We start from the raw sequence: 26,384 nt of genomic DNA, 5'->3' as shown, positions 1-26,384 counted from the left end.
ATCTATTTTGTGCAAACTAAACTTGCTGTAAAACCAAGCTCATTGAGTTTTGATGCCGTTTGTTCATCATCACAAATAATTTCAAGGGATGACCATTCACGACGCTCTTGATAATTTTTGCGCAGCTTATCAAATTCACCTTTTACCCCTGCAACGGCTCTTAACACTGCATCATCTCGGCGCACATCATACACGAGATGTACTAACCTTTTGAGCTGGTTTTGCGTTAATTTACCATTGAAAGTCAATTGATTGATATCTGGCTTAGGCAGTAATGATGAAAGAGAAACTTGTGACGATTTGCCGAGAAACTGGCAGTAAGCTTCATAAACTTGCGTCGTTCCTCGGGCTTTACCTTCTAGCGTATAGCCTGCAATATGCGGCGTGCCAATATCCACTAATGCTAAAAGTGCCGTATCTAAATCAGGCTCTGGCTCCCACACATCTAAGATAACGCTCAGTTTTTTTCCGCGGTTAAGCACAGATAATAGGGCTTTATTATCAACCACCTCACCCCGACTTGCGTTAATTAAAATGGTACCATCGCGCAATTTTTCTAAATGCGTTTCATCCATTAAATGGAAAGTTTTATATTCCCCTGACATATTCAGCGGAGTATGAAAGGTAATGACATCAGCGTGCTCAAGGATATCATCAAAAGAAACGAATGACTCGTCATCCCCCTTGGCTGCACGTGGCGGATCGCAGAGTAATGTTTTGACTCCCCAAGCCGATAACCTTGCAGCTAAACGCCCTCCGACATTACCGACACCTATGATCCCTACTGTTTTATCACGCAAATCAAAGTTATCACGTTCCGCTAGGAATAATAGTGAAGAAATAACATATTCAACAACCGCTATTGCATTACAACCCGGCGCTGATGAAAAACCAATATTTGCCGCCGATAACCACTCGGTATCAATATGGTCAAAACCGGCTGTCGCGGTTCCAACGAATTTAACTGGCGTATTACCAAGCAGTGATTCATTAACCTTAGTGATAGAACGCACCATTAATGCATCTGCATCAATTAATTCTTGTTCTGGTATAGGACGTCCCGGTACTGCTTTCACTTCACCAAGCTCGCTAAATAAAGTTTGAGCATATGGCATATTCTCATCGACTAAAATTTTCACGCTGTTGTCCCAATCAATAACTTTTTTGTATTGTGTCGTTATATAGATAAGTGGAACAATATTTTGCCACGGTTTAAGCCAGATGCCTATGAGAGGTTGCCTTCTACGTCAAATTCTTTCGCTCGAAAACGGTCTGGTGTGACACCTGATATCTGCTGGAACATCGCAATAAAGGCGGATGCCGAGCTATACCCAACATCCAATGCCACTTCATGGACACTTTTCCCCTTTTCTAACCCGGCAACGGCATGTAAGTATCGCAAGCGTTGACGCCATTCACTAAACGACATACCTAATTCTTGCTGGCAGCGTCTTGATAACGTGCGTTCCGATGTATAATAGCGTTTTGCCCATTGTGCTAACGTCGTGTTATCAGCTGGGTCGCTTTGTAACTCTAATAAGATTGGGGCAAGAAATTTGTCTTTTGAAATAGGCAAATAAGTATCTTGGCAAGGGGACAATGGAAATTGGTCAATCAGCACATGAGCCAAACGTAAGTCTTGCTCTGTTTCAGGCTGAACAATACCGCGTTGGTACATATCCGTCATAATTGACTGAAATATAGGGCTAAGCTTAATCACACAAGGCCGCTGGGCAAGCACTTGGTTATATTCATGAGAAAAATCGATGATCCGAAATTTGACACTTTCTTTATTAAAGCTAGCATGGGGAATGTTCGCTGGGATCCAAATGCAAAACTCTGGCGGCGCTAGATAATGTTGACCAGCCACCTCCATTTCCATAATGCCACAGACCACATACAGCATTTGCCCAAAAGGGTGTGAATGGGATTTATACTCAGTGAGGGCCGCGGTTTGCTCGTGCCGAAAAGCCACCAATTCAGGCTCTGCGATATTACATTCACTGATTTGCCAAATGTCTGATTTTAAGTTTTCCATGGTTCCTGTCTGAAAAGCGTTATCGGTTGTCTGGTTATCAGTATATATAAAAAATCGGACAGATGTATACTAGCGCCCATTCAATATGGGAGAATATTTTAATGAAGAATCTTCTTTTTCCGCTGATTGCGGTTTTATTATGGTCAATTAATGCCATTGTTAACAAAGCGGCATCCACTGCCATTGACCCTGCGGCAATCTCATTTTACCGTTGGGCGTTGGCATTTCTTGTCATGACTCCTTTCGTATTACGTTCGGTGCTCCGAAACTTTAAAACGGTAATGAAACATTGGTGGCAACTCGCCATTTTAGGCGCGCTAGGGATGATGCTATACCAAAGTTTAGCTTATTATGCGGCTCACAGTGTAAGTGCGACCTTTATGGGAATTATGAATTCAATGATCCCATTACTAACAGTAATTATTAGTATCTTTGTGCTACGCGTTATTCCTACTGTGGGGATTATATTAGGCTCAATTCTTTCATTATGTGGATTAGTATGGTTAGTGAGCCAAGGAAGCCCAAGTGCGTTATTTTCTCAAGGCTTAGGTCAAGGGGAAGCCATGATGTTGGTTGCGTCCGCTGCATACGCCCTGTACGGTGTTCTGACTAAGCGTTGGTCAATCCAATTATCTAGCTGGGACTCGCTGTACGTTCAGGTTTTCTTTGGCGTTATCATGCTACTCCCTAATTTCTTGCTAGCTGAAGATGTCTCTCTGAACAGCCAAAATATCGGTTTAGTGGTATTTGCGGGGATTGCCGCCTCCATTGTTGCTCCGGCATTGTGGATCCAAGGTGTTATGCGCCTTGGTGCGAATACAACCTCTATTTTTATGAACCTAGCTCCCGTTTTCACTGCCATTATCGCTATTTTCGCCTTGGGTGAAGAACTTAAAAGCTACCATTTAATCGGTGGTGGTGTGGTATTACTCGGGGTAATGTTAGCGCAACAATTACGTACACCACTGACAGAATTATTCCGCCGTGAAAAAAAGGTGGTTCAAGAAGATTCTTGCCAGTAGAATAGAATTACAAAAGCAATAAATGCAATGTCGTCACTCATATGCCCCACTTTGTGGGGCTATGTTTGAAATCCTCGCCGTCCCTTCGTTTATTTCCCTTCATATTCCTTACCATTAATACTTTGTGACATTTTAAATCCCTCTCAAATCACCTTTAATTCGCCCACCATTGATATGATTTATCGAATTACCGTTTTTCAGATAGAGGATAATCCGATTGAATCTTCTGGAATTCCAATTAGACTTAAGCAAAATCAAATACCCCTTTAGGAGTATTAACTCCACTCAATAAGCCGTGATAATGCGATAAACCTAAATGGATCGTGGCAAGTAACCACCATAATAAGGAATGACAATGACTAAGCCGTTCAAAGTTGGGTTGTTCATATTGATAATAATTGCTGTAGCCATTGGCATTTATTTCGTCAATACCACCAACTCATCCTCTCCCTCACAATTAGGCTACGACTTATATCAACAAGGTGAATCTCAAGCTGCATTTGAACAATTCCAAAAAAACGCAGATAAAGACTCACAATCCGCTTTTGCCTTAGCCATGATGTATAAAGAGGGTATTGGCACAAAAACCGATGATGTGGCAGCCCAAAACTGGCTAATTAAAGCGGCGGAAGATAACAATAAAAATGCATTATATAACCTTGGCTTTTTTCGTTATAAACACCTAATAGAAGACACTTCTACTGATGAAAACGGTTTAATTTCTTTAACTAAAGCGGCTGATCTCGGTGTCAAAGAAGCACAAGAAATGATTGGGGGTATTTATTTAGCTGATAAATACGAACAAGTTCCACAAAATATCGAACTTTCTCGCCAATATTTTACGTTGGCTTCTAACCAAGGTTCAAAACTGGCAAAATTTGCTTTGGGCTATATCGCTCATGACTTTGAAAATGACAGTAAGAAAGCCGTTGAAATATTAACACCGCTTGTCAGCAACGACTTTCCCTTACCCGCGATGTTACTCGCGTCGATATATGAAGAAGGTGGTAACGGCGTACCACCAAATCCGCTGTTAGCCAAAAAATATGAACGCCTCTCTTTTTCCTCTGCATTAGAATACATTTCTGACGCAAGTGAATTAGAGCCAGGGGCTTTATCATTGTATGGTTCACAAACAGAAGAAGAAAAACAAAAAGTCATCACTAATTTAGAAGAACGTGCGAGCCGTGGTGATGAGAACGCCATCTATGCTTTGTACCAAAAATATATGACCGGCGATGGCGTGCGGAGAAATAAAAACCGTGCGATAGTTTATCTGCGACCGCTTGTGGAAGCTAAACACCCTAAGGCATTATATTTAAATTACAAAGCTGACACCGACCGTATTCAGGATTTAACTGATGCCGCTGATGGCCAATACCCTCCCGCGATGTATCAAGCCTATAACGTGTATTCTGGCCGTACATTTAGCGATGTTAAGCGAAATGACGCTTTAGCTGAAAAATATCTCACCGCTGCCGCAGATCTTGGCGACTTAAACGCACTTGTTACCATCAACGAGAGAGCAATCTCCAGTTACGATTTTCCAAACAAAAAACTGAGTGGTATTGTCGCCAAATACACTCCTATTTTAATGGAAAAATACCCGAACTCCGCAGATGCTTTAGTGGTAGCAAGTGAAGTTTATAGTGCTAAAGGTAGCCCATTATTTTCGCCAGAAAAAGCCTTCGCTGCTTTAGAAAAAGCAAATCGCATAGACCCCACTTATGATGCTCAGATGCAATTAGCGCGTTATTATATTAATGCTTTTGGTACTCAGCAGGATGTGCAGAAAGCCGCTAAACTACTCATCGACAACCTTAATGAAAACGGTTACCCATCAACGGCCGATCGCTTATTAGTTCAAGTATATTATCGCTATGATATTAAAGCACTTATCGATGAAAAAACGATTGTCGATATCCTCAAAAACGATGTCATTAAACGCGAAAATTACGCCTTAGCTTATTTGTATGCTGACTATTTACTAAAAGAAGATGCAGAGAAAAATAGTGATCAGGCCTTTGATTTATATGAAAAATCAATCAAACAAAATTATAATAGCCAGGTTTATTATGCTGCTGCATTATTAAAATACCGGCCAACAGAAACCAATAAAATAGCTAACCTGATAGTCAATGTGCTCCATTCACCTCAAGCACAAGCCGAATTACTTCCAAGTCAGTTACAAATCGCTAAAGATATTTTATTAAAAACAGGTTTAAATCGCGCTGACACAAAAGCGTTATTAGTCAAAATGGCTTTATATGGAAACCATACTGAGGCTCAGAAATTAATTGAACCACTGATTAATAAAGATGCTGATATCACCTATTTATATGGGATAAACAAGCTCACTCAATTAACTAATATTGATACCTTAAGTGATGCTGAAATAAAACCATTGTACGATTATATTTTAAAAGCTGCAGAATTGGGTAGTGCATCTGCTTATTTATATATTGCGCAAAACCTTGATGGCGTTACTTATCACAATGATAAGGCGTATTACAAATCTCGCTTCCAGCAAATTACTGGGCTTACCGCAAAAGATTTAGTTCCTCAATATAAAAAATGTGCGGCACTCAAAAATAACCGCTGCTTATATGAATTAGGGGAAATATATCAAGAAGGTAACTACGGCGAAGATGCCAATTATGATACCGCCCTTTTCTATTACAATCAGATTTCTGACCCTGATTTTAGCTTTTTAAAATCACGTAAAAGAGAAATTGAAAAAGCCAAAGCTTCATTTGCCAATATTCAACTAAAAGCGAAACAGAATGACCCTGATGCGTTACGTACGCTCGCCAATGCTTACAAATATGGTAATTATGGGCAAAAAGTCGACCAGAAAAAATGGCTTGAATATTTAGAGAAAAGTGCAAAATTCAATCAAGAAAGCGCACTTGAGGAACTCATTGATTATTACCAACAGGATCAATATCTCAATGCAAATAAAGCAAAAATCTTAGGTTATTACGACCAATTAGCAGCGATTGGCAGTAAAGACTATACCCGTAAACTGGCACATCAGTATTTAAATGGCAGCCAGCTTGTTGAGCCTAATCGACAAAAAGCACGTGAGTATTACCTTAAAGCAGGAAGCTGGGGCAATGAATTCATCAAATATATGGATGATTATGACATTGGCATGAAAATGCTCAATGAAAGTCCTTCAGCAAAATACAAAGTGGGTCGAGCTTATTTCTATGGCCAAGGTGTCAAAGAAGATCGCCTTGAAGCGGCTAAATACCTGAAACAAGCTAGTGATGAAGGTAGTGACCACGCAATCGCGCTCTATAGTGAGATGCAATATATGGGCGTGCTAAATGAAGAAAAAAACGCTTGGGTAATGGAACCTGACTGGGATGAGGCCATCGTTTATTTACGTAAACATTCCAATCCAAAACGGGTTGATGATTATATTGAAGTCTATGAAACTCTCGTTGTTCCTGCCAAAAAAGGCGATACCTCTGCTTATATTAAACTCGGGGATTGGTATAGTTCACGCGGCCAAAATCTCGCGGCGCAAGATTGGTATAAGAAAAGTATTGAAGCGGGCAACTTAGCCGCATATCAACCGCTTGATTCGGTTACTAAGGATAACCAAGAAAAACGCCAGAATTACGTTGAAGGTGCAGCAAAAGGTGATTTGTTCTCTAAAGTTCAACTAGCCAGAACGTATTTATATGATAACAAAATTCTCTCTGGCTCTCCTGAATATGATTTAGCCATTCAATATCTACAAGAGGGTATGAAATCAGCTGATGATAAGGTTTCTAATAATGCCTTCGATGCATTGGTGGATTTGTATCGAGATGGAATTAAAGATAAAAAAAGAGAGCTTAATCGCCCTAAAGACGAACAAAAATATTTAGCGCTGCTGCTAAGTGAAGAAAACACGCGTACCAAAGCTTTAATTAATCTGTATTACTATTACGTAAATAGTGATAACGCTAAAGCCTTAACTTATTTACAACAAGCTTACGATAAAGGTGATTTAGCCGCAACGGAGAAACTCTATCAAATCTACTATCCTGGCCAATATTGTGGAAACAGCGATAATGTGGATATGGATAAAGCAAGCCGGTATTTGAAGGAATGGATTGAAAAAAGCAATTTCCAGAAAAATACCGACAAACACTATATTCATTATCCAGAAAGTCTTTCCAAAGAGATGGGAACCCTCTATTTAAAAGGCGATTGTGATATTGATAAAAATATTAACAAAGCCATCGAATGGTATCAAATTTCGTTAAATTACCACCCAACTCACGCACTTGATGCAATTTATCAGGCTTATGTAGAAAAAGGCGATGCCAAGCAAGCCTATTACTATGCATTACAACTTGATAAAAAACCAAGTTCTATTGAGCTAATGGATACACTTTCAGCCCAAGATAAACAAGCAATTGAAAAACAAGTTGCCGATGAAAAAGCCTATGAGAAATATGGTCGTTTCGCCGAGCAAATTGAAAAGCAGCGCGTCGAAGCTGAGGCTGGCGACAAAATGTCAGCCTTCTCATTAGGTATCGCTTATGCACGCGGTGAACGAGTGCCTGAAGATACCCAAAAGATGATCTATTATTATGAATTAGCAGGGAAAAATGGCTATCCTCGCGCTTATAATATTTTAGGTAATCTTTATCGTAAAGATAATGAGCGCGGTATAGAAAAAGACTTCCCGAAAGCGCTTTATTATTTTGATTTAGGCGCACAACAAAATGACAGTAACACTGCTCATTTAGCTGGGGATATGCTCTATTTTGGCCAAGGAGTGCCAAAAGATTATGTCCGTGCAGCAAAATATTACGATATGACAGACCTTGAACAAGGTACTCACCATGCGATGGCTAAATACAAACTTGCTTATATGTATTACAACGGCTGGGTCGGTACCAAAAGTAAAGACGATATCCAAAAAGCCCATGATTACCTTGAACTTGGCGCAAAATACCAAGACAAGGACTCAATTAAAGCACTAAAAGAGTGGGATTTTAGTCTAATTAACCAATAATTGACTTATAAAGGCGCTAACTTCCTTTAGCGCCTTAACCTATCTACAATTATCATTTTTATATCTAAATAAAACAATATCATTCCCTCCACTTATGAGATTGCTAAAAATTTCATTGCTAATAATTTAAATTATACTAATCGCATTTTTATATAAAATAAAAATTAGTCTACTTCTTATTGTTAGATTATATTTTATTGGCATCTGTATATATGCAAATTTCAATAACCATTAACACGGAGTGTTTACTATGAGTTCTACATTTAATAAAAATCAGATATCGCTGGCAAATATAGATAGTAAAAATATATTTAAGGAAATAGACTATTCAACAATCTTATCAATTAGTAAAAAACCAACGAAAAATACCATTTACTTAGAAAAGTTATATCAAAGTGTTAGCGATAATCTAGATAAAAATAGCCCAGCCATTTTTTATTTACTTGCTAAAATTGACAAATTAAAACATAAATTTAAGATAAACGAATCTGATGAATGGTCTGATTTAAAAGATATAGAATCTATGCTTAACGAACAAGACAGAAATCAAGAAAATAATTTCAGAATATTACAGGAATTACATGCTACACATACAAATAAGCAAGGCTATTATACAATCCGGGAAAATTCAGAATCTGTTCTTTTCAATAAATCCGAATTCAATAGTAGATATAAGGATGATTTTTTCCGTTTAATGTATGATTTACAGTATAGTAAGAAAGGCCATTTTGTTTCACCCGATGTAATTTCATATCAAAAAAATCCTATTATTCTAAACACTATAAGTGTCGATCTTAATCAAATTAATGAAGGCCTTAAGAATAGTTATGATTTATCCCAACAATATCTATATAAAACGGTCGAGAATATGGGTATTAGATCTGATCATATGCAAAGAATATCAGGATTAGATATAAATATAACTAATTTATACATAACTGCTAAGAAAAATCAAAATAACATAGAACAGCTACTAAGAGAACTTAACAGTAATAGCTTAATGCATTTCAACAGTAATAATACAGTCGATGAGTTAATAAAAAATACGACAGAGTTAAATACTAAATATACAGAAATTAAAGATTTGCATAACGTTTTTGACCAAATAAAAAGTTCTGAATACTTAGATGACATTCATGATATATTTAAACAATATAAAGACACTCAAATTAATTATCAGGAGAGTGACTACCAAAACAATAAAGAATTTAAATTATTAACCGAATTAAACCAGTCAATTAAATATTTAAAAAACTTAAAGACCAACATTAAAGAAAAATTTAAAAACCACAAAGCATCAGTTTTTGATTTGCTCAAACTTGACTACAATAAGCAAGAAAAATATCAAAAAAATATTGATGAAAAGTTAGAAGAATTATTCAATAAAATTGAGTCACGTATCAACATAGAAATAAAAAAAGAAGCAGGTTTATATTACAACCAGTCCACATATTCAATCAATAGATCCCAGCTAGAAAAAGACATATTAAATTTAAAAGAAAGTTTAGCTAGTTATATTATTGAGAGCAGGATATTGACTCATGAGAAGGAAACCCATAATTTTATTGAAGAATTAACAACTCAGTTTCATGATGAATTGCTTAGAGCAAAAACACTCGAGAAGTTTGTTAATTTAGAATTAAACAATCACCTACATCAATTTACTCCACCAAGTAAAATAGTCTCTTACACTAATAACTTTGGTGATAAAAAAGATAACATATATATGCTAGCAGTAGAGAAAAAAATATTGAAAGATGAAATAAACAATTTGATTTCTAACATTCATATAAAGATCCCTTTAAAATCAGGGTCGCCTGCTATTGATAAAGATACATATTACCAAATAGTTAAAGACAAAATGTATACATTATTAGACTTAACTGAACAATTAGGGAATTTAACTAAAATGTACAGTTCAAAAGAACATTCAGAGATACTAGAATATATCAATGATATACATTCTTTAGAAAAACAAATTAATCAGACAGAAAAAGAGATTTCTCAATATATTTATACTTATTCAGAAAATAAAGACAAAAAATCAATTTCTTCAGAGATTACACCATTACTTATTGAGTTAATTAACAAAAAATCAAAAATCATGTCAATTGAAACTCGTATTAACGAGGAGAAAGATAAAATAAATCTCAATTTTATTGATGGCGATGAAAGTGATAAAGACCTTGAATCGCTATTATCTTCGATCATCGCTGAATTTCCACAAGACACGGTAACTAGCGATGTATACGACCAACCATTGCATAACAAATCAATGCCTGTATTTATCCCATTACGGGATTAGTATGTATTTTTATTTTCACTAGATTTACATTTCACTGTTTGTTATAGAAACCACCTACTGTATTGGGTGGTTTCTGTTACCATGGCGCTTGGCTGGCTTTAAATGCGATTCTAACCAATAATCCATTAAGTAATTTACCTTTTAATAATTGAGGTTCAGAGCCATGATAACTAGCAATATCTTTCACAAGCGCCAGCCCAAGACCAGCGCCTTCCTTACCTAACGCATTATTTAAACGTATAAACGCTTCCATAGAACGGTTAATTTTAGGGGGAATTGACACTCCAAATTATAATTCTCCTTATAAAATCCGTGGCTCTATCTGAATATTATTAAAATAAAAAACCCATCAAATAAAACCGTTCCACTTTTAAATATATAGTTAGATTTTAAAAATCATCTTTGAATACCAAACAATATTTCAAATGATATCAACAATACTTCCATACCAAATAAAAATTAGTCACCTCATTTTAAGTAGGTTATATTAATTAACTACGACCACAGTAATGAAATATTCAAAAATTATTAACATGGAGTGTTTACTATGATTTCAAATTTAACCCTAAATACGAACCAAGAGTTACAACAAAGTGAAAACAATATCAATATATCTGAGGTATTACGTGAGAAAGAATATCTAACCGCAGTAAGAGATGACTTTATTTCTAACGTATATAATTATGTTCCATTAAAATCTGTCACATCTAATGTCAGCGAGGAAACCTATTGTCAAACGATTAAAGATGCATTGTTAGATATCACTAATCAACGCTTACAGTTAAACAGAAGACAAGATACGAAATTAGAGCATACTGATGCTATATATTCATTAGAAAACAAACTTGCTAATACAAAAAATGACCTCGTGACATACATTAAAGACCACTCAGAAAATAAAGATTCAAATTTGATTTCCCAAGACATATCGGCTTTGCTTGATGAAATATACAACACAGATTTAAAAATAGAATCAATCGAGACATTTATTAATGAAGTAAAAAATGACACAGCGCTAGCTATAGCCAATATATTTCTTAATGAAGACAATAAGTTAGATTCAGAATCATTATTATCATCCTCAATAGCAAGCCTCGAACAAAACACAATAACCTGTGATTTTAAACACGAACCTTCAAATAACACGCTATCACAGATATTAATATCAATGTGAAACTAAACGTATCTAGCTTTTACTGCGTTTAGACTTTGTCACCAGAGAAACGCCTTAGTAAGGGCGTTTTTCTTACCACGGCGCTTGGCTGGCTTTAAATGCGATTCTAACCAATAATCCATTAAGTAATTTACTTTTTAATAATTGAGGTTCAGAGCCATGATAGCTAGCAATATCTTTCACAAGCGCCAGCCCAAGGCCAGCGCCTTCCTTACCTAACGCATTATTTAAACGAGTAAAGGCTTCCATAGAACGGTTAATTTTCGCATCTGGGATCCCAGGGCCAGAGTCTTCAACCTCTAAGACCCAATGAAGATGGTCGTCACTGCTGACCACACGAACGGTGACCACCCCATTTGCAGGTGTATATTTAATCGCATTATCAATTAAATTTGCACACATCTCAGCTAATAAGATAGGCTCGCCTTTAATCCATGCCGTTTCTGCACCTTCATAGCCTAAGTCAATATTTTGGCTTTCTGCTTGAGGTAACCGAGTAAAACACGCTTGGTGAACAATTTCTACTAAATTTATGGCACGATACTGCGTAATTGATTCTTTTTCATGGGCTTTTAACCGCGATAGCTGCAAAAGCCTATCAGTCAAAATGATCGTATTATCGAGGGTTTTATTGATGGCTTGTAAACTCTGTTGCCGTTGAGTTTCATCTGTACTATTAATCGCGACGGAAACCTGAGTTTTAAGAACGGTTAGAGGTGTTTTAAGCTGATGAGATGCATCTGCACTGAACCGCTCTTGTCGTCTAACCATCCGCTTTAGCCGTGAAATATAACGGTTTAATGCATCAATTAATGGCGATAAATCCGACCACGGCAGTAAGTCTGGCAAGGGTGTTAAATCATTAGCAGAACGGCCTAACATTAAGTGAGATAATCTTTTCAACGGTGCCAGCAGCTTACTAAGTAGAATATAGGCAAGCACCATGGTTAAAAGTACCACGGTACCTTGACTCATCAAGGCAGAAATTAATAATTGATTAGCGAGATCTTGCCGCGAATAGACCGTTTCCGCAACACGAATTTCAACCATCCCAGTGATGCCACCTTCATTAATCGGTTGATAAAACGCAGCAATACGAATAGGTAAGCCCTTGTACTGCGCATCATAAAAATAAACTAGCGCAGTATAGTGCTGTGAACGCATCCAATAAGGGGGAATTGGCGGTAAGTCATCATAACCAGAGATAGTTTCACCGTCAGGGGAAATGACCTGATAAAAAATTCGGTCATTATTATTTAGTTCGAAACTATCAAGCACCACATAAGGCACATTCACCGAGAGGTGCCCATCTACCACTTGTAAGCGTTCTGCAACTGTTCGAGCTGAAGCTAGTAACGTTCGATCATAGGCTAAATTTGCAGCATTTTTTGCACTGTAATAGTGGGTATAAACCGAAAAACTCCCCAACAAAATGAGGGGGATACCGAAAAAGAGCAGTAACTGATGAAAGAGAGAGCGTGGATGAGCGACTAATTTCATACACTACACTGCTCTAATCGGTATCCCAATCCGCGTAAGGTATTGATGTTAACATCCGAACCGGCAAGTTTTTTTCTTACACGGTGAACATATAACTCAATACTTTGTAAATTGGCTTCATCTGACAGCGAAAATACCTGTTCAAATAATTGCATTTTAGAAACAGGCCGACCTCGTCGATGAAATAGGGTGTTTAACACCGCATATTCCCTTGGTGTTAAGCCTAGCGGCTCTTCGCCTAATAAAAAATAACCGTCCTCATGGTAACTAAGTAAACCAAACTGTTGTGACTCATTAACTTGCCCTTGACTACGCCGCAATAAAGCACGAAGACGCGCTTCTAATTCCGCAATATCGAAAGGTTTAGTCAGGTAGTCATCAGCCCCTGCATTTAGCCCTTGTACACGGTCGGCTACGTCGGAATTCGCTGTTAGTAACAATACGGGGGTTTCTTGATGCCGTTTGCGCATTTGCGCCAATACCTCAAGCCCACTCATTCTAGGTAGTGATACATCTAACACGACTAATTCATAGCGTTCAGTTTGTAATAGCTGGTCTGCTATCGCACCATCACTAGCAAGATCAACCGCAAACCCAGATGACGATAAGGCCTTCTGTAACCATAATGACAACTCGTCATGATCTTCAACCAATAAAATTCTCATTCCGCATACTCATTATAATTATTTATCAGTATACGTTGGCATTCCATTGAATGAATGGAAAGCAGATGTGCACATTTTTACTGTGTCCATCACAACTATTGCTAACAAACACTATTAACGTGATTAATTTAACATTAAGTTAACATAACAAAAAAGTAAAAATACAAAACAATCTGATATATATCACATAAAAATAATAATATTTGTTAATGAAAGGTAAATGAAAGCTTCATCGGGCAATGATGCCATACCAGCACAACAAGCAGTAATAATATATACCTCTAATTATTGTCTTAGTAAGGAAAAATAATGAAAAAATTCACCCAAACGGCCTTAGCAACAGCAATATTTTTAGTTGGCATCAATCAAGCAAACGCCCTACCCGAACGTACAGAATGTATTGCCCCTGCCAAACCTGGAGGCGGTTTTGATTTAACCTGTAAGTTAGTACAAGTATCTCTTCTGGAAACCAAAGAAATTGAAAAACCAATGCGCGTAACCTATATGCCAGGCGGTATTGGTGCCGTTGCTTATAACGCCATCGTCGCACAACGCCCTGCCGAACCCGGCACTATTGTTGCTTTCTCAGGAGGTTCCTTACTCAACCTCGCACAGGGAAAATTTGGTCGTTATAACGAAAACGATGTTCGCTGGCTCGCCAGTGTGGGAAGCGACTACGGTATGATAGCCGTACGTGCCGACTCACCTTATAAAACCCTGAAAGATTTAATGGATACCTTCAAAAAAGATCCTAACAGCATCGTATTTGGTGCGGGAGGGTCTATTGGCAGCCAAGATTGGATGAAAACGGCCTTATTAGCCAAAGCCATTGATATAGACCCACGAAAAATGCGCTATGTGGCCTTTGAAGGCGGCGGTGAAACCTTAACTGCACTACTGGGCAACCATATCCAAGTCCTTTCAGGGGATATCAGCGAAATGACGCCGTATATCAATGAAGGTAAAATTCGTATCCTTGCTGTCTACTCAGACAAACGCCTTGGGGATGGTTTATCAGATATCCCAACAGCAAAAGAGCAGGGTTATGACATTGTTTGGCCAATCATTCGTGGTTTCTATATGGGGCCGAAAGTCTCCGATGCTGACTATAACCAATGGGTCGAAGCCTTCCAAAAACTACAACAAACCGACGAATTCAAAAAACAACGTGAACTGCGTGGTTTATTTGAATACAACTTAACGGGGCAAGAACTCGATAGCTATGTCAAAAAAGAAATCGAGCAGTATCGTGAACAAGCCCGTGCCTTCGGTTTAGCCAAATAACGGAGTAAACGATGAGCCAACGCATATTTGCCATAGTTTGGCTAATACTGTGTGCTATCGGAATTTATATTGGTTGGGGGATCCAAAGTGAGTTCAGTTATGAACCACTGGGCCCCCGCCCTTTTCCGGTTGTCATACTCTCCTTAATGGCGCTTTGTGCCCTTGCCTTATTATTTGGCAAGCAAGAAGCCGTTGAGTGGCCAAAACCCTATGTATTACGTCGTTTAGTTTTATTAGTTGTTGCACTTGTTATTTATGCATGGGCTTTTGAATGGTTAGGGTTCCCGATTGCAACCAGCTTACTCACCATCAGTATCGCCCTGCTATTTGGTGCGACACCTATCGCCGCGATTATTTCGGGCCCGGTCTTAGGTATCTTTTTGTTCTATGCCTTTGATAAATGGCTAGATGTAACCTTGCCTATTGGCAGCCTGCTAAGTTAAGGAGCGAAATCATGGAAACTTGGATGTATCTATCGCAAGGTTTTGAGGTCGCACTGGTTCCTCAAAATATCTTGATCGCCTTAATTGGCTGTTTTATCGGTACAATCGTGGGTATGCTTCCCGGCCTTGGCCCAATTAATGGTGTCGCTATTTTGCTACCATTGGCCTTTGCCCTGAAATTACCCGCCGAGTCCGCATTAATTTTACTCGCCACGGTTTATTTAGGTTGTGAATATGGCGGACGCATATCATCAATCTTACTCAATGTCCCTGGTGATGCCGCTGCCATCATGACCACGCTAGATGGTTACCCTATGGCAAAACAAGGGAAAGGCGGGGTTGCTCTCTCAATTTCCGCAGTCAGTTCATTTATTGGTTCAACGATTGCAATTGTAGGGATAATTTTATTCGCTCCCTTGCTTGCTGAATGGTCACTCGCCTTTGGGCCTGCCGAATATTTCGCCTTAATGGTTTTTGCTATCGCCTGCTTAGGTAGCATGATGAGCCAAAACCCAATCAAATCACTATTGGCTGCATTAATTGGTTTATCACTCGCCACTGTGGGAGTGGATGCCAACTCTGGGGAATACCGCTTTACCTTTGATAGCGTACATTTATCGGATGGCGTGCAATTTATCGTCGTGGTTATTGGTTTATTTTCTGTTAGTGAAATTTTATTGATGCTCGAAGGCACTGCCACAGGCCAAGGGCTGATCCGTAAAACTGGTAGAATGCTGTTTAACCGTAAAGAGGCCAAAGCTTGCGCAGGCCCTGCATTACGCTCTTCATTTATTGGTTTCTTTGTTGGGGTATTACCGGGAGCGGGAGCTACCATTGCCAGCGCCATCACTTATATGACGGAAAAGAAAATCAGTGGTGAAAAAGGCGATTTCGGTAATGGCGATGTCCGAGGGGTAGCCGCGCCTGAAGCCGCCAATAATGCCTCTGCGTGTGGGTCATTTATTCCTATGTTAACTCTTGGCGTTCCGGGCTCGGGAACAACAGCAGTAATGATGGGTGCCCTAACGCTCTATAATATCACCCCAGGCCCTGGTATGTTTACAGAGCAACCGGATATTGTGTGGGGGTTAATTGCAGCTCTGTTGATTGCTAACGTGGTTTTGCTCATCATGAATATTCCGTTAATTGGCTTATTCACGCGTATGCTAACCGTTCCGTTATGGTTTTTAGTCCCTGCTATTGCTTGCATTTCTGCTGTCGGGGTATATGCCGTTCATAGTACGACGTTTGATTTGTTACTCATGATGGGGCTAGGCGTATTTGGGTTTATATTACGCAAAATGAACTTCCCACTTTCACCATTAATTTTAGGGTTTGTACTGGGTGAAATGTTAGAACAAAATTTACGCCGTTCATTATCCATCAGTAATGGTAATTTCGATATTCTTTGGAGCAGTACGATTTCCCAAAGTTTATTAATTCTAGCGGTATTAGTGCTAATTTTGCCACCGATTGTAAAACGCATTCGTAAAAATAGAACAATCTCTACACAAAAATAAATTTATACTAATTTTCCAAAAGACTGCCCCAAATATATTTTGGGGCTTTTTAGTGTTTAATCGGTAATATTTTAATTATTACAGTATTTATTTTTATGTAACTTTTTTAACATTTTACCTTCTTGACCTACTATATACACTTACTGTTTTTTTGCTAAAAAAGGAAATGATTTACTGCATTTTTTGACTTTAAAAATCATATTACTAAACTTTCTGTAAAAATGATTAACTAACCCTCGACTTAATATTTTTAATATCGCCTTTCAATATTTTAATATCTTATCATATTCATGATATTCCCAAAAAATATTAATTACTTGAATCCATTGAAACCACTTATTTAATCTTATTGCTCCTGCTTTTTATATTCATATACTGACTTAAAAATTCATCTCCAACCAAGGCATTACTCTTGAAATAATCTTTTCTTCTATCATAAGCTTTTGCAAGCTCCTTAAATGCCTCTTGTTTAATTCCAATATATTTATTATCAATTGTCGATATTGAACTAAAAACACTTTTATAAGGGAAGTCATCATTACCAAATAAGCTACTCATAACCGTATCACTCAAATTATCATACTGGATATCTAGTTTTATTGTCGCATTTTTTAAATTAGTATTCGTAAAGTTGTAATCAACATCTATTTTAACTGGGATGTTAATTTCCGTATTTTCAGCGTTGGCATCAGAAAAATCAGCCCTTAACAAAGGGATGTTATTACTTGTTTCAACTACTGTGTTCGACAAATCTGAGCCTGAAAAATTAATATTTGCGCTACTAACATGAATATCTCTATTATAGATACTACCAAGAAGAAAATTCATCATGCTTTCCGCAGTTATTTTTTTATTCGAATGGTCATAGTAGGCTGCAAGCATATCGAGTTTATGTTCTGATTTGACGTGTAATAGATGACTACTATCACTATTTTTCGATTTGTCGGTATTTATATCCACTAGATGATTTAAAATTTTAATTTGCTTTGTGATTTTCTCTTTACCTTTTCCTTCAACATCCCACCCATATCGGTTGTATATGTTACTTATCTTAGAAAAAGCCATGTTAAATACATTTTTTTTATTCGCTTCGGAGCTATTTTTAATATAGACTTCAAGCATCTTTGTCGAACTATTACTCATTGTGTAAAAGAAATTTTTAATACTCATAAATTTTTCCTATATCAATTAACTTTATTTATTTGCCATATACTCCCATATTCAAAATATTAATTATTTAATAAAACAACGATAGTGTGCCTATTGATTTCATATATATAAAAAAAAAGCGAGAACCGAAGTTCTCGCTTATTTAATACGTTAGCCTAATACAAATTATGCTTTGTATTTGCTCATCACTAATGTGGCGTTAGTTCCACCGAAACCGAAACTGTTAGACATGACCGTATCCAGCGCTTGTTCGGTTGGTTTTGTCACGATATTCAAGCCCGCAGCTTTCTCATCTAGGTTTTCGACGTTAATACTTGGCGCAATAAAGCCGTGTTCTAACATCAGTAAGCTATAAATTGCTTCGTGAACACCCGCAGCACCTAATGAGTGACCACTCATTGCTTTCGTTGCTGAAATTGCTGGAGAGTTGTTACCGAACACTTCTTGAATCGCTTCTAACTCTTTCGTGTCACCCACTGGCGTTGAGGTACCGTGTGTATTGATGTAATCAATTTTATCAACACCTTGCATCGCCATTTGCATACAGCGAACAGCACCTTCACCTGATGGAGCAACCATGTCTGCGCCATCTGAGGTCGCACCATAGCCCACGATTTCAGCGTAGATATGTGCACCACGCGCTAACGCATGCTCTAATTCCTCAACAACAACGATACCGCCGCCACCTGCAATAACGAAACCATCACGGTCTTTGTCATAGGTTCTTGATGCTTTGTCTGGCGTCTCATTGTATTTAGTTGACAATGCGCCCATTGCATCAAACTCACAGGTCATTTCCCAGCTCAGTTCTTCACCGCCACCAGCGAAAACAACATCTTGCTTGCCTAATTGAATTAACTCAACCGCATGACCAATACAGTGCGCTGATGTTGAACAAGCAGAACTGATGGAGTAGTTTACACCTTTGATTTTAAATGGCGTTGCTAAACAAGCAGAAATACCCGATGCCATTGCACGAGTCACCATGTATGGGCCCACACCACGTAAACCTTTAGCACGCATACCGTCAGAACCTGCAACTTGGTTACGTGGAGAACCACCACCAGAGCCAACAACGATACCTGTACGTAAATTTGAAACTTGTTCTTCTGTTAAACCTGAATCCGCAATCGCTTGTTCCATCGATAAATAAGCATAGGCGGAGCAATCACTCATAAAACGGAAAATTTTGCGGTCGATTAAATCTTTTGGGTCTAAATTTTTAACATTACCCCAGACATGGCTACGCAGCCCTGCCTCTTTGAATTCTTCTGAGAAAGTGATCCCGGAACGACCTTCCTTCAGAGAAGCCAGTACTTCTTCCTGGTTATTACCAAGGCTGGAAACAATACCTAGACCAGTGATGACTGCACGCTTCATTCGTTACCTCATGTCTATAATTATATGATTGCGGGATTACAGGTTGTCACTTTAGCTTACACTTGTACGCTGAACAAGTCCGATCAGGGTAAATATTTGTATTTTTTTCTTTATGACGCCAATAAGACTTTTTTATGACGGTAGCCTTACACCCATATCAGCGGTAAAATTTAGGTATTAAATAAAGAATGTAGGCTTATTGTGAAAAAGAACGCTGTACAAACCGCACGCCTAAGTTGGAATGACGAAGGCACACCCATGTCTGAACAGTTTGCAGATATCTATTTTTCTAACCAAGATGGCTTAGAAGAGGCTCGTCATGTGTTTTTGCAAGGAAATCATTTTCCTGATCGCTTCGCGACACACCCTTTCACAACCTGTGTGATTGCCGAAACTGGCTTTGGTACTGGGTTGAATTTTTTAGCATTATGGCAATCTTTTAAACAATTTAAAGCAGAAAATCCAAACGCAAAATTGCAACAATTACATTTTATTAGTTTTGAAAAATACCCATTAACACAATCTGACTTAATGACAGCCCACCAATGTTGGCCTGAACTGAGCAGTTTCTCACAATCCCTTTGTAAAAATTGGCCACAAGCCTTACCGGGTAACCAGCGGATCATGTTAGAAAATGGTAGCGTGATATTAGATTTATGGTTTGGTGATGTAAATGAGCAAATATCTTTACTAAAAAACAATTTAAACAATAAGATAGATGCTTGGTTTTTAGATGGTTTCGCTCCCTCAAAAAATCACGAAATGTGGAGTGAACAACTGTTCACTAATATGGCAAAATTCGCCCGCATCAATGGAACTTTTGCAACATTTACCGTGGCAGGTTCCGTTAAACGAGGCCTTCAACAAGCTGGCTTTACCCTTAAAAAAGTCAAAGGCTTTGGTAACAAACGAGAAATGTTAACTGGGGTCTTAGCTGAAAAAGAAATTGATATCCCAACGCCTTGGTTTGCCAGAAAAAGCGCAGATAACCCAACTGATGTCGCTATCATTGGTGGTGGGCTTGCCAGTTTAACAGCGGCCTACGCCCTTCATAACCGCGGTGCTAAAGTCACCTTATACTGCCAAGATGCACAAGTTGCGCAGAATGCTTCGGGCAATCGCCAAGGGGCTATTTACCCCTTACTCACCGGCAATAACGACCCACTCGAACGTTTTTTTGTCAGCGCTTTCCCCTTTGCCTCTCGCTTTTATCACCAATTAGCAAAACAAGGGCTCGCGTTTGAAGGGCAATGGTGTGGCGTGAGCCAATTAGCCTATAACGACAAAGTGGCTCGCAAGATAGCGGGAATGCTAGGAACCGAATGGCCGACTGATTTTGCTATTGGTAAAAGTCGTCAGCAACTGAGTGATATTTGCGGCGTTGATGTCAACCATGATGGCATTCATTATGCGTCTGGAGGATGGCTGTGCCCTGCCCAGCTTTGTGAGAGTTTACAACAATATTTACAACAGCAGGGTATTACCTTCTGTTTTGAACATAATGTCGTTGAATTAAAACAAACAGAACAAGATTGGCAGTTATTAATTGAAACCGCACAACACAAACAGCTAACACGTGTTCACTCAACTGTCATTATTGCTAATGGGCACAAGCTGCGCCAATTTGCTCAAACCGTTAATTTACCTATTTCGCCTGTGCGTGGGCAAGTCAGCCATATTCCAACCAATCACACCCTACAACAACTGAAAAATGTTCTGTGCTTTGAAGGCTATTTAACCCCTGCCGATGCCACGGGTACACAACATTGCTTAGGTGCTAGCTACCAACGTGAACGACTTGATTTCGATTATAGTGAAGAGGAACAGCAAGGGAACCGCCAAAAGCTGGTTGATAACCTACCCGATGTAACTTGGCCTAAGGATATCGATATTTCTCAACAACGTTCACGCCAAGGTATTCGTTGTGTTATTCGCGACCATTTTCCGTTATTAGGCAATGTGCCTGATTTCGAACAACATGTGGCACTCTATCACAATTTGCCCACTCAAATTGCCAAAGAACAGCCTATTGCACTCGCTCCAGTGCACCCAAATTTATTTATTTTTGGTGCATTAGGGTCAAGAGGGTTATCAACCGCACCACTTTGCGCAGAATTGCTTGCGGCGCAAATTTTTGGGGAAGTACTCCCCCTAGACGATGAAACTCTTGCAGAACTCAACCCAAACCGTTTTTGGGTAAGGAAATTATTATTAGGTCGCCCTATTAAACTCCCTTATTAATGCATTAAGTTAATGAGATAGCCATTGCACAACGGTCTTCAGCAGTAAACCCTGCATCGACCTCAGACTGTAAAATAGCCTGTAGTTCGGTGGTTAGCTCACTATCTTCAAGAATTTTAAAACCCAAGCGTTGGTAATAAGGTGCATTCCAAGGCACATCGCGGCAAGTGGTCAATGTCACTACCGTGATATTACGTGCCAAAGCAGCATCAAGAACCTGCTTAATCAGCTTTTTACCCAGCCCGCGTCCTTGCCATGGCTGGCAAACAGAAACCTCACAAATATGCAGGCTAGTATGATGATCTTCAGCATTGATAAAACCAATTGGTTCATCACAATCATTCACTGCTACCCACTCTAATTGCTCAGAAATAAAATCGAGGTGGTCTTGCTCCGTTTGCCCATCACCTTCAGCAAGCCATTTATATTTTTCGATACTCGTAAATGCCTGGCCTGCGGAGACTTCCACCGGAGGAAGATATTTGGCATCAAGGGGGGTTGCTAAACGAATATTCGCCATAATTTTTACTCGCAACAAAATTTAGCTAACAAAAAAGCGGGTTTCCCCGCTTTTCATGCAGAACTCAACAAATTAAATGGCGTTATTTAATAAGTTTTTCCACATATCTAAAACCAGTACTTGGTCTGGTGGTGTCAATTCGCCAGCTTTGATGGCATTTTGAATACTGACTTCGACACGTTGATATAATGCTTCAGAACTGGTTTCGTTTTCTTCTTCCAGTTCAGCCACAGCAAGGGTTAAGTGACCACGCAAATAGCCGCCAGCGAAGAGTTCATCATCGCTCGCGTGTTCAACCATATCATCAATTTTCGTTAGTATGCGTGTTTCTAAATCCGCAAGCATGCTTAATCCTTACTTAAATGTGTGTTCATTAGGCAAAAATATCTTCCGGATAAGGAAAAGCTTCTGCACAAAGAGGTGGCGTATTGTAAAACAATTGTAACGCATTAATAAAGCGTAATGGCCGTTCAGGGATGCCATTTTCTAAATAAAGCATGACTTGTGCATGAACTTTGCGCATAAACGCAATACGATCAGGCTCAAAATCCCCCTCTAAGTTGTCACAACTGACATTAAATGGAATGCCAACGGCAACACAAAACAGCCAGTCCAACGCTTGGGGCTTGATTTCCACCACTTCAAACTCACACTGTGTTTTTTCATCTCGCCCATCTGGGCAATACCAATAACCGTAATCGACTTGCTGACGTCTTGCTTCCCCAGCAATACACCAATGTGAGATTTCATGCAGCGCACTGGTGAAAAAGCCGTGTGCAAAGACGATCCGGTGATAAGGTACTGCCTCATCTGCGGGTAAATAAATGGGTTCATCATCCCCTTTTACCAGCCTGGTGTTATATGTCACACCAAAACATTCATCAAAGATATTGATTAGATCCTGATAATTATGTGTACTCATGAATAATTTAAATCATCTTAAAATAATGAGAGAAACCAAGCTTTAATCACGTCACCATGGCTATCATGGAGTAATTTAATACTCATCAGTAACGAAATCACCACGATCATCGGCCTGATCAGTTTTTGTCCTTTAGTTAAGACCAAACGCGCACCTAAACGAGCGCCAACCATTTGGCCAATTAGCATAACAAAACCTAAGGCCCAAAGAACATGACCCCCGATAATAAAGAACACTAAAGAGCCAAAATTAGAGGCAAAATTAAGTAACTTCGCATGCGCGGTGGCTTTGGCAAGATTATAACCAAGCAACAAAACATAACCCAATGCCAAAAATGAACCGGTTCCGGGACCAAAGGCACCATCATAAAAACCCAGCGTCATCCCAATTGCCACCCCGAAGAAAGGCATACTGATACGCTGTTGGCGGTCTTGTACACCAATTGATGGCGTCAATAAAAAGTATAAGCCGACACAAATCACCAAGATGGGTAATAGCTGTTTTAAGAACGCGGTATCAATCATTTGAATGACAATCGCACCCAGCATGGCACCAATCATGGTCATAATGAACGGAAACAGTTGTGCTCGTAAATCTATGGCTTTGCGCCTAACAAAATAGAGCGTTGAAGAAAACGAACCGCCAACCGCTTGCAACTTATTGGTTGCTAAAGCTTCAACAGGTGTTATTCCCACAGATAACAGGGCTGGGATCGTTAATAACCCACCACCACCCGCGATGGAGTCAATAAACCCTGCAAACAGCGCAACAAAGAAGAGTAAAGCATAAACTTCAGGTGCAACGGCAGTTAGCCAATCCATTTTACTATCCAAAGAGAAGAAATATCATGATGTTGATGTGAATATATCGCCAGTCAGGTTTGGTGATATCACAACCTAGATGAGGTATTTTTAGGAGGCTTCATCCGAACCTTCATCATCAACAAAGCGACCTTATAGGCCGCTCTGTTGTCACTACATAAAACACAGTAAAACCGATTACTCAAAAGGTTCCATTGCTGGCGTTACATCCGCACACTGGCCACGATGACGTAAATAGTGGTCCATTAGAACAATCGCCATCATTGCTTCCGCAATCGGTACCGCGCGAATGCCTACACAAGGGTCATGACGCCCTTTGGTGATCATTTCCACTTCCTCGCCATCACGGTTTAATGTTTTACCTGAAACGGTAATACTGGATGTCGGCTTTAACGCAATATGTGCAATGATAGGCTGACTACTGCTAATACCGCCTAAAATACCGCCTGCATGGTTTGATGTGAAACCATTTCGTGTAATTTCATCACGGTTTTCGCTGCCTTTAAGCGCAATAACACCGAAGCCATCACCAATTTCCACCCCTTTCACTGCATTAATACTCATTAATGCATGAGCGAGATCGGCATCTAATCGGTCAAATACGGGCTCACCTAAGCCTGCAGGCACATGCTCTGCAATGACAGTAATTTTAGCGCCAATCGAATCACCCTCTTTCTTTAAACCGCGCAATAATTCGTCAAGAGCCTCTAATTTGCTTGGATCTGGACAGAAAAATGGGTTTTCTTCGACAATTGACCAGTCTTTAATTTCACAAGCGACGGAGCCCATTTGCGTTAAGCAGCCATGGATTTGCACACCGAGCTTTTCTTGTAAATATTTTTTCGCAATCGCGCCTGCCGCAACACGCATTGCCGTTTCACGTGCTGATGAGCGGCCACCACCACGGTAATCACGCTGGCCGTATTTTTGTTCGTAAGTGTAATCCGCATGGCCCGGCCTAAACACGTCTTTGATTGCACCATAATCTTGCGAACGCTGGTCAGTATTTTCAATCAATAAACCGATGCTGGTTCCGGTTGTTACCCCATTAAATACACCCGATAAAATCTTTACTTGGTCAGGTTCACGACGCGCAGTCGTATAACGTGATGTTCCTGGACGGCGACGGTCTAAATCTTTTTGTAAATCTGCTTCTGTTAGTGCTAAGCCTGGGGGAACCCCATCGACGATGCAACCTAATGCAACCCCGTGTGATTCCCCAAATGTGGTCACACGAAACAGCTGCCCAATTGAATTTCCTGCCATCGGAGTTTCCTATTCTAAGCCATTCTTGTTTTACCAAGAATTTTGGTTGTTAGTTATTATATCGTTGTGTCGTTATTATTGATTACATGATCTTGGAACATCACGCAACTGTTGATTAATCGATATAAAGCTCAAAATGTGCGTGGTGCTCAACAAGTTGTTCACGTGTTAACATAAACACACCATCACCGCCGTATTCGAAGTCCAGCCAAATAAATGGAATTTCAGGGTATTGTTCAATTAAATGAACCATACTGTTACCCACTTCGCACACTAACACCCCTTCTTCCGTCAGAAAACGCGGGGCATTCGCTAAAATACGGCGTACCAGTTTCAAACCATCACTTCCAGCAGCCAGTGCTAATTCAGGCTCGACACGAAACTCTTCTGGTAAATCGTCCATATCTTCCGCATCAACATACGGTGGATTCGTCACGATCAGGTCATATTTAACCTCTGGCATATCACGGAATAAGTCAGAACGAATCGGTATCACACGGTGTTCTAAACCATGATTGGCAATATTTTGTTCAGCCACCGCCAGCACATCACTTGAAATATCAACCGCATCGACTTCTGCATCAGGGAACTCATAAGCACAAGCAATCGCAATACAACCACTTCCGGTACATAAATCAAGAATGGTTTGCGGTTCATCAGCCACTAAGCCAACAAAGTGGTTATTGATTAACTCACCAATTGGCGAGCGAGGGATAAGCACACGTTCATCAACATAAAATTCATGACCACAGAACCATGAACGATTTGTCAGGTATGCAACTGGAATACGCTCATTGATACGGCGTAAAACACGCTCAATAATACGGTGACGCTCTGTTGGCGTTAAGCGGGATGTTAACAGCTCATCGGGCAGGTCTAGAGGCAAGTAAAGTGTTGGTAACACCAGTTGTAGCGCCTCATCCCATGGGTTATCTGTACCGTGGCCATAGTACACATTAGCCGCATTAAAGCGGCTCATCGTCCAACGCAAAATATCTTGAATGGTATGAAGTTCTGCAACGGCTTCATCAACGAAAATCTTTTCCAAGAAGGGGTTCTCCAGCCTGTATTTTGAAAGGGAATATATGAATAG

Annotated in this window: 20 protein-coding genes and 1 pseudogene; 8 read left to right on the top strand and 13 right to left on the bottom strand. The window is 39.4% G+C overall.

Annotation, left to right across the window (positions count from 1 at the left end):
- Nucleotides 1-2: 2 nt before the first annotated feature.
- Nucleotides 3-1,139, bottom strand: coding sequence for a 4-phosphoerythronate dehydrogenase PdxB (gene pdxB, locus PSE83_RS06590; RefSeq protein WP_004257272.1), 1,137 nt, complete (start codon nucleotides 1,137-1,139; stop codon nucleotides 3-5).
- 86 nt (nucleotides 1,140-1,225) lie between these two features.
- Nucleotides 1,226-2,038 carry a helix-turn-helix transcriptional regulator gene (locus PSE83_RS06585; protein WP_004257268.1) on the bottom strand — a complete coding sequence of 271 codons (813 nt, stop codon included), beginning with the start codon at nucleotides 2,036-2,038 and terminating at the stop codon, nucleotides 1,226-1,228.
- Nucleotides 2,039-2,139: 101 nt separating this feature from the next.
- On the opposite strand from PSE83_RS06585, the gene PSE83_RS06580 reads away from it, so the two are divergent.
- The 3 genes from PSE83_RS06580 (at nucleotide 2,140) to PSE83_RS06570 (ending at nucleotide 10,385) form a co-directional block, all read left to right on the top strand.
- Nucleotides 2,140-3,060 (top strand): DMT family transporter, encoded by a 921-nt coding sequence (locus PSE83_RS06580; protein WP_036957974.1) that lies wholly within the window; start codon nucleotides 2,140-2,142, stop codon nucleotides 3,058-3,060.
- 355 nt (nucleotides 3,061-3,415) lie between these two features.
- Nucleotides 3,416-8,080, top strand: a complete 4,665-nt coding sequence (locus PSE83_RS06575; RefSeq protein WP_272660738.1) for a tetratricopeptide repeat protein — start codon at nucleotides 3,416-3,418, stop codon at nucleotides 8,078-8,080.
- Nucleotides 8,081-8,330: 250 nt separating this feature from the next.
- Nucleotides 8,331-10,385, top strand: coding sequence for a hypothetical protein (locus tag PSE83_RS06570; protein WP_272660737.1), 2,055 nt, complete (start codon nucleotides 8,331-8,333; stop codon nucleotides 10,383-10,385).
- A 76-nt stretch (nucleotides 10,386-10,461) separates the two neighbouring features.
- Here PSE83_RS06570 and PSE83_RS06565 read toward each other — a convergent pair.
- Nucleotides 10,462-10,650, bottom strand: a pseudogene (locus PSE83_RS06565) (histidine kinase); the annotation flags it as partial.
- Between the two features lie 282 nt (nucleotides 10,651-10,932).
- Between PSE83_RS06565 and PSE83_RS06560 the strand changes: the two are divergent.
- Nucleotides 10,933-11,559 (top strand): hypothetical protein, encoded by a 627-nt coding sequence (locus PSE83_RS06560; RefSeq protein WP_272660736.1) that lies wholly within the window; start codon nucleotides 10,933-10,935, stop codon nucleotides 11,557-11,559.
- Between the two features lie 72 nt (nucleotides 11,560-11,631).
- On the opposite strand, the gene PSE83_RS06555 is transcribed toward PSE83_RS06560, so the two are convergent.
- Together PSE83_RS06555 and tctD are read right to left on the bottom strand one after the other, a co-directional pair.
- Nucleotides 11,632-13,059: a sensor histidine kinase gene (locus PSE83_RS06555; protein ID WP_272660735.1), complete on the bottom strand. Its 1,428-nt coding sequence runs from the start codon at nucleotides 13,057-13,059 to the stop codon at nucleotides 11,632-11,634.
- Nucleotides 13,056-13,724 carry a transcriptional regulator TctD gene (tctD, locus tag PSE83_RS06550; RefSeq protein WP_004257247.1) on the bottom strand — a complete coding sequence of 223 codons (669 nt, stop codon included), beginning with the start codon at nucleotides 13,722-13,724 and terminating at the stop codon, nucleotides 13,056-13,058. Before tctD ends, PSE83_RS06555 begins: the two co-directional genes overlap by 4 nt.
- A 309-nt stretch (nucleotides 13,725-14,033) precedes the next feature.
- Here tctD and PSE83_RS06545 point away from each other — a divergent pair, with 309 nt between their 5' ends.
- Genes PSE83_RS06545 through PSE83_RS06535 form a run of 3 tightly spaced genes read left to right on the top strand, consistent with a single transcriptional unit; the run spans nucleotide 14,034 to nucleotide 16,971 of the window.
- Nucleotides 14,034-15,008 (top strand): Bug family tripartite tricarboxylate transporter substrate binding protein, encoded by a 975-nt coding sequence (locus PSE83_RS06545; RefSeq protein ID WP_004257243.1) that lies wholly within the window; start codon nucleotides 14,034-14,036, stop codon nucleotides 15,006-15,008.
- 11 nt (nucleotides 15,009-15,019) lie between these two features.
- Complete coding sequence (locus PSE83_RS06540; RefSeq protein ID WP_094962691.1) at nucleotides 15,020-15,451, top strand: tripartite tricarboxylate transporter TctB family protein; 432 nt, start codon at nucleotides 15,020-15,022, stop codon at nucleotides 15,449-15,451.
- 11 nt (nucleotides 15,452-15,462) lie between these two features.
- Entirely contained in the window at nucleotides 15,463-16,971 is a 1,509-nt protein-coding gene (locus PSE83_RS06535; RefSeq protein WP_004257240.1) for a tripartite tricarboxylate transporter permease, read from the top strand.
- Between the two features lie 336 nt (nucleotides 16,972-17,307).
- On the opposite strand, the gene PSE83_RS06530 is transcribed toward PSE83_RS06535, so the two are convergent.
- Together PSE83_RS06530 and fabB are read right to left on the bottom strand one after the other, a co-directional pair.
- Complete coding sequence (locus PSE83_RS06530; RefSeq protein ID WP_004257237.1) at nucleotides 17,308-18,141, bottom strand: hypothetical protein; 834 nt, start codon at nucleotides 18,139-18,141, stop codon at nucleotides 17,308-17,310.
- 165 nt (nucleotides 18,142-18,306) lie between these two features.
- Complete coding sequence (gene fabB / locus PSE83_RS06525) at nucleotides 18,307-19,521, bottom strand: beta-ketoacyl-ACP synthase I (protein WP_004257234.1); 1,215 nt, start codon at nucleotides 19,519-19,521, stop codon at nucleotides 18,307-18,309.
- 201 nt (nucleotides 19,522-19,722) lie between these two features.
- Here fabB and mnmC point away from each other — a divergent pair, with 201 nt between their 5' ends.
- Nucleotides 19,723-21,762 (top strand): bifunctional tRNA (5-methylaminomethyl-2-thiouridine)(34)-methyltransferase MnmD/FAD-dependent 5-carboxymethylaminomethyl-2-thiouridine(34) oxidoreductase MnmC, encoded by a 2,040-nt coding sequence (gene mnmC / locus PSE83_RS06520; RefSeq protein ID WP_272660734.1) that lies wholly within the window; start codon nucleotides 19,723-19,725, stop codon nucleotides 21,760-21,762.
- A gap of 4 nt (nucleotides 21,763-21,766) precedes the next feature.
- On the opposite strand, the gene PSE83_RS06515 is transcribed toward mnmC, so the two are convergent.
- From PSE83_RS06515 to prmB, 6 genes are all read right to left on the bottom strand, one after another.
- The gene (locus tag PSE83_RS06515; RefSeq protein WP_004257228.1) at nucleotides 21,767-22,282 is read right to left on the bottom strand and encodes a GNAT family N-acetyltransferase; all 516 of its coding nucleotides are present in this window, start codon (nucleotides 22,280-22,282) and stop codon (nucleotides 21,767-21,769) included.
- A gap of 72 nt (nucleotides 22,283-22,354) precedes the next feature.
- Nucleotides 22,355-22,627, bottom strand: a complete 273-nt coding sequence (locus PSE83_RS06510; RefSeq protein ID WP_004257217.1) for a YfcL family protein — start codon at nucleotides 22,625-22,627, stop codon at nucleotides 22,355-22,357.
- A 28-nt stretch (nucleotides 22,628-22,655) separates the two neighbouring features.
- The gene (locus PSE83_RS06505; RefSeq protein WP_109911530.1) at nucleotides 22,656-23,204 is read right to left on the bottom strand and encodes an elongation factor P hydroxylase; all 549 of its coding nucleotides are present in this window, start codon (nucleotides 23,202-23,204) and stop codon (nucleotides 22,656-22,658) included.
- Nucleotides 23,205-23,221: 17 nt separating this feature from the next.
- Entirely contained in the window at nucleotides 23,222-24,025 is an 804-nt protein-coding gene (locus tag PSE83_RS06500; RefSeq protein ID WP_004257209.1) for a TSUP family transporter, read from the bottom strand.
- 177 nt (nucleotides 24,026-24,202) lie between these two features.
- Nucleotides 24,203-25,291, bottom strand: coding sequence for a chorismate synthase (gene aroC / locus PSE83_RS06495; RefSeq protein WP_004257206.1), 1,089 nt, complete (start codon nucleotides 25,289-25,291; stop codon nucleotides 24,203-24,205).
- A gap of 115 nt (nucleotides 25,292-25,406) precedes the next feature.
- The gene (gene prmB / locus PSE83_RS06490; protein ID WP_004257202.1) at nucleotides 25,407-26,339 is read right to left on the bottom strand and encodes a 50S ribosomal protein L3 N(5)-glutamine methyltransferase; all 933 of its coding nucleotides are present in this window, start codon (nucleotides 26,337-26,339) and stop codon (nucleotides 25,407-25,409) included.
- Nucleotides 26,340-26,384: the final 45 nt, after the last annotated feature.

This window comes from Providencia sp. PROV150, assembly GCF_028481025.1.
GTDB classification, from domain to species: domain Bacteria; phylum Pseudomonadota; class Gammaproteobacteria; order Enterobacterales; family Enterobacteriaceae; genus Providencia; species Providencia hangzhouensis.
Note: the sequence above shows the minus strand (reverse complement) of the source record. Positions and strands in the feature narration are given on the sequence as shown.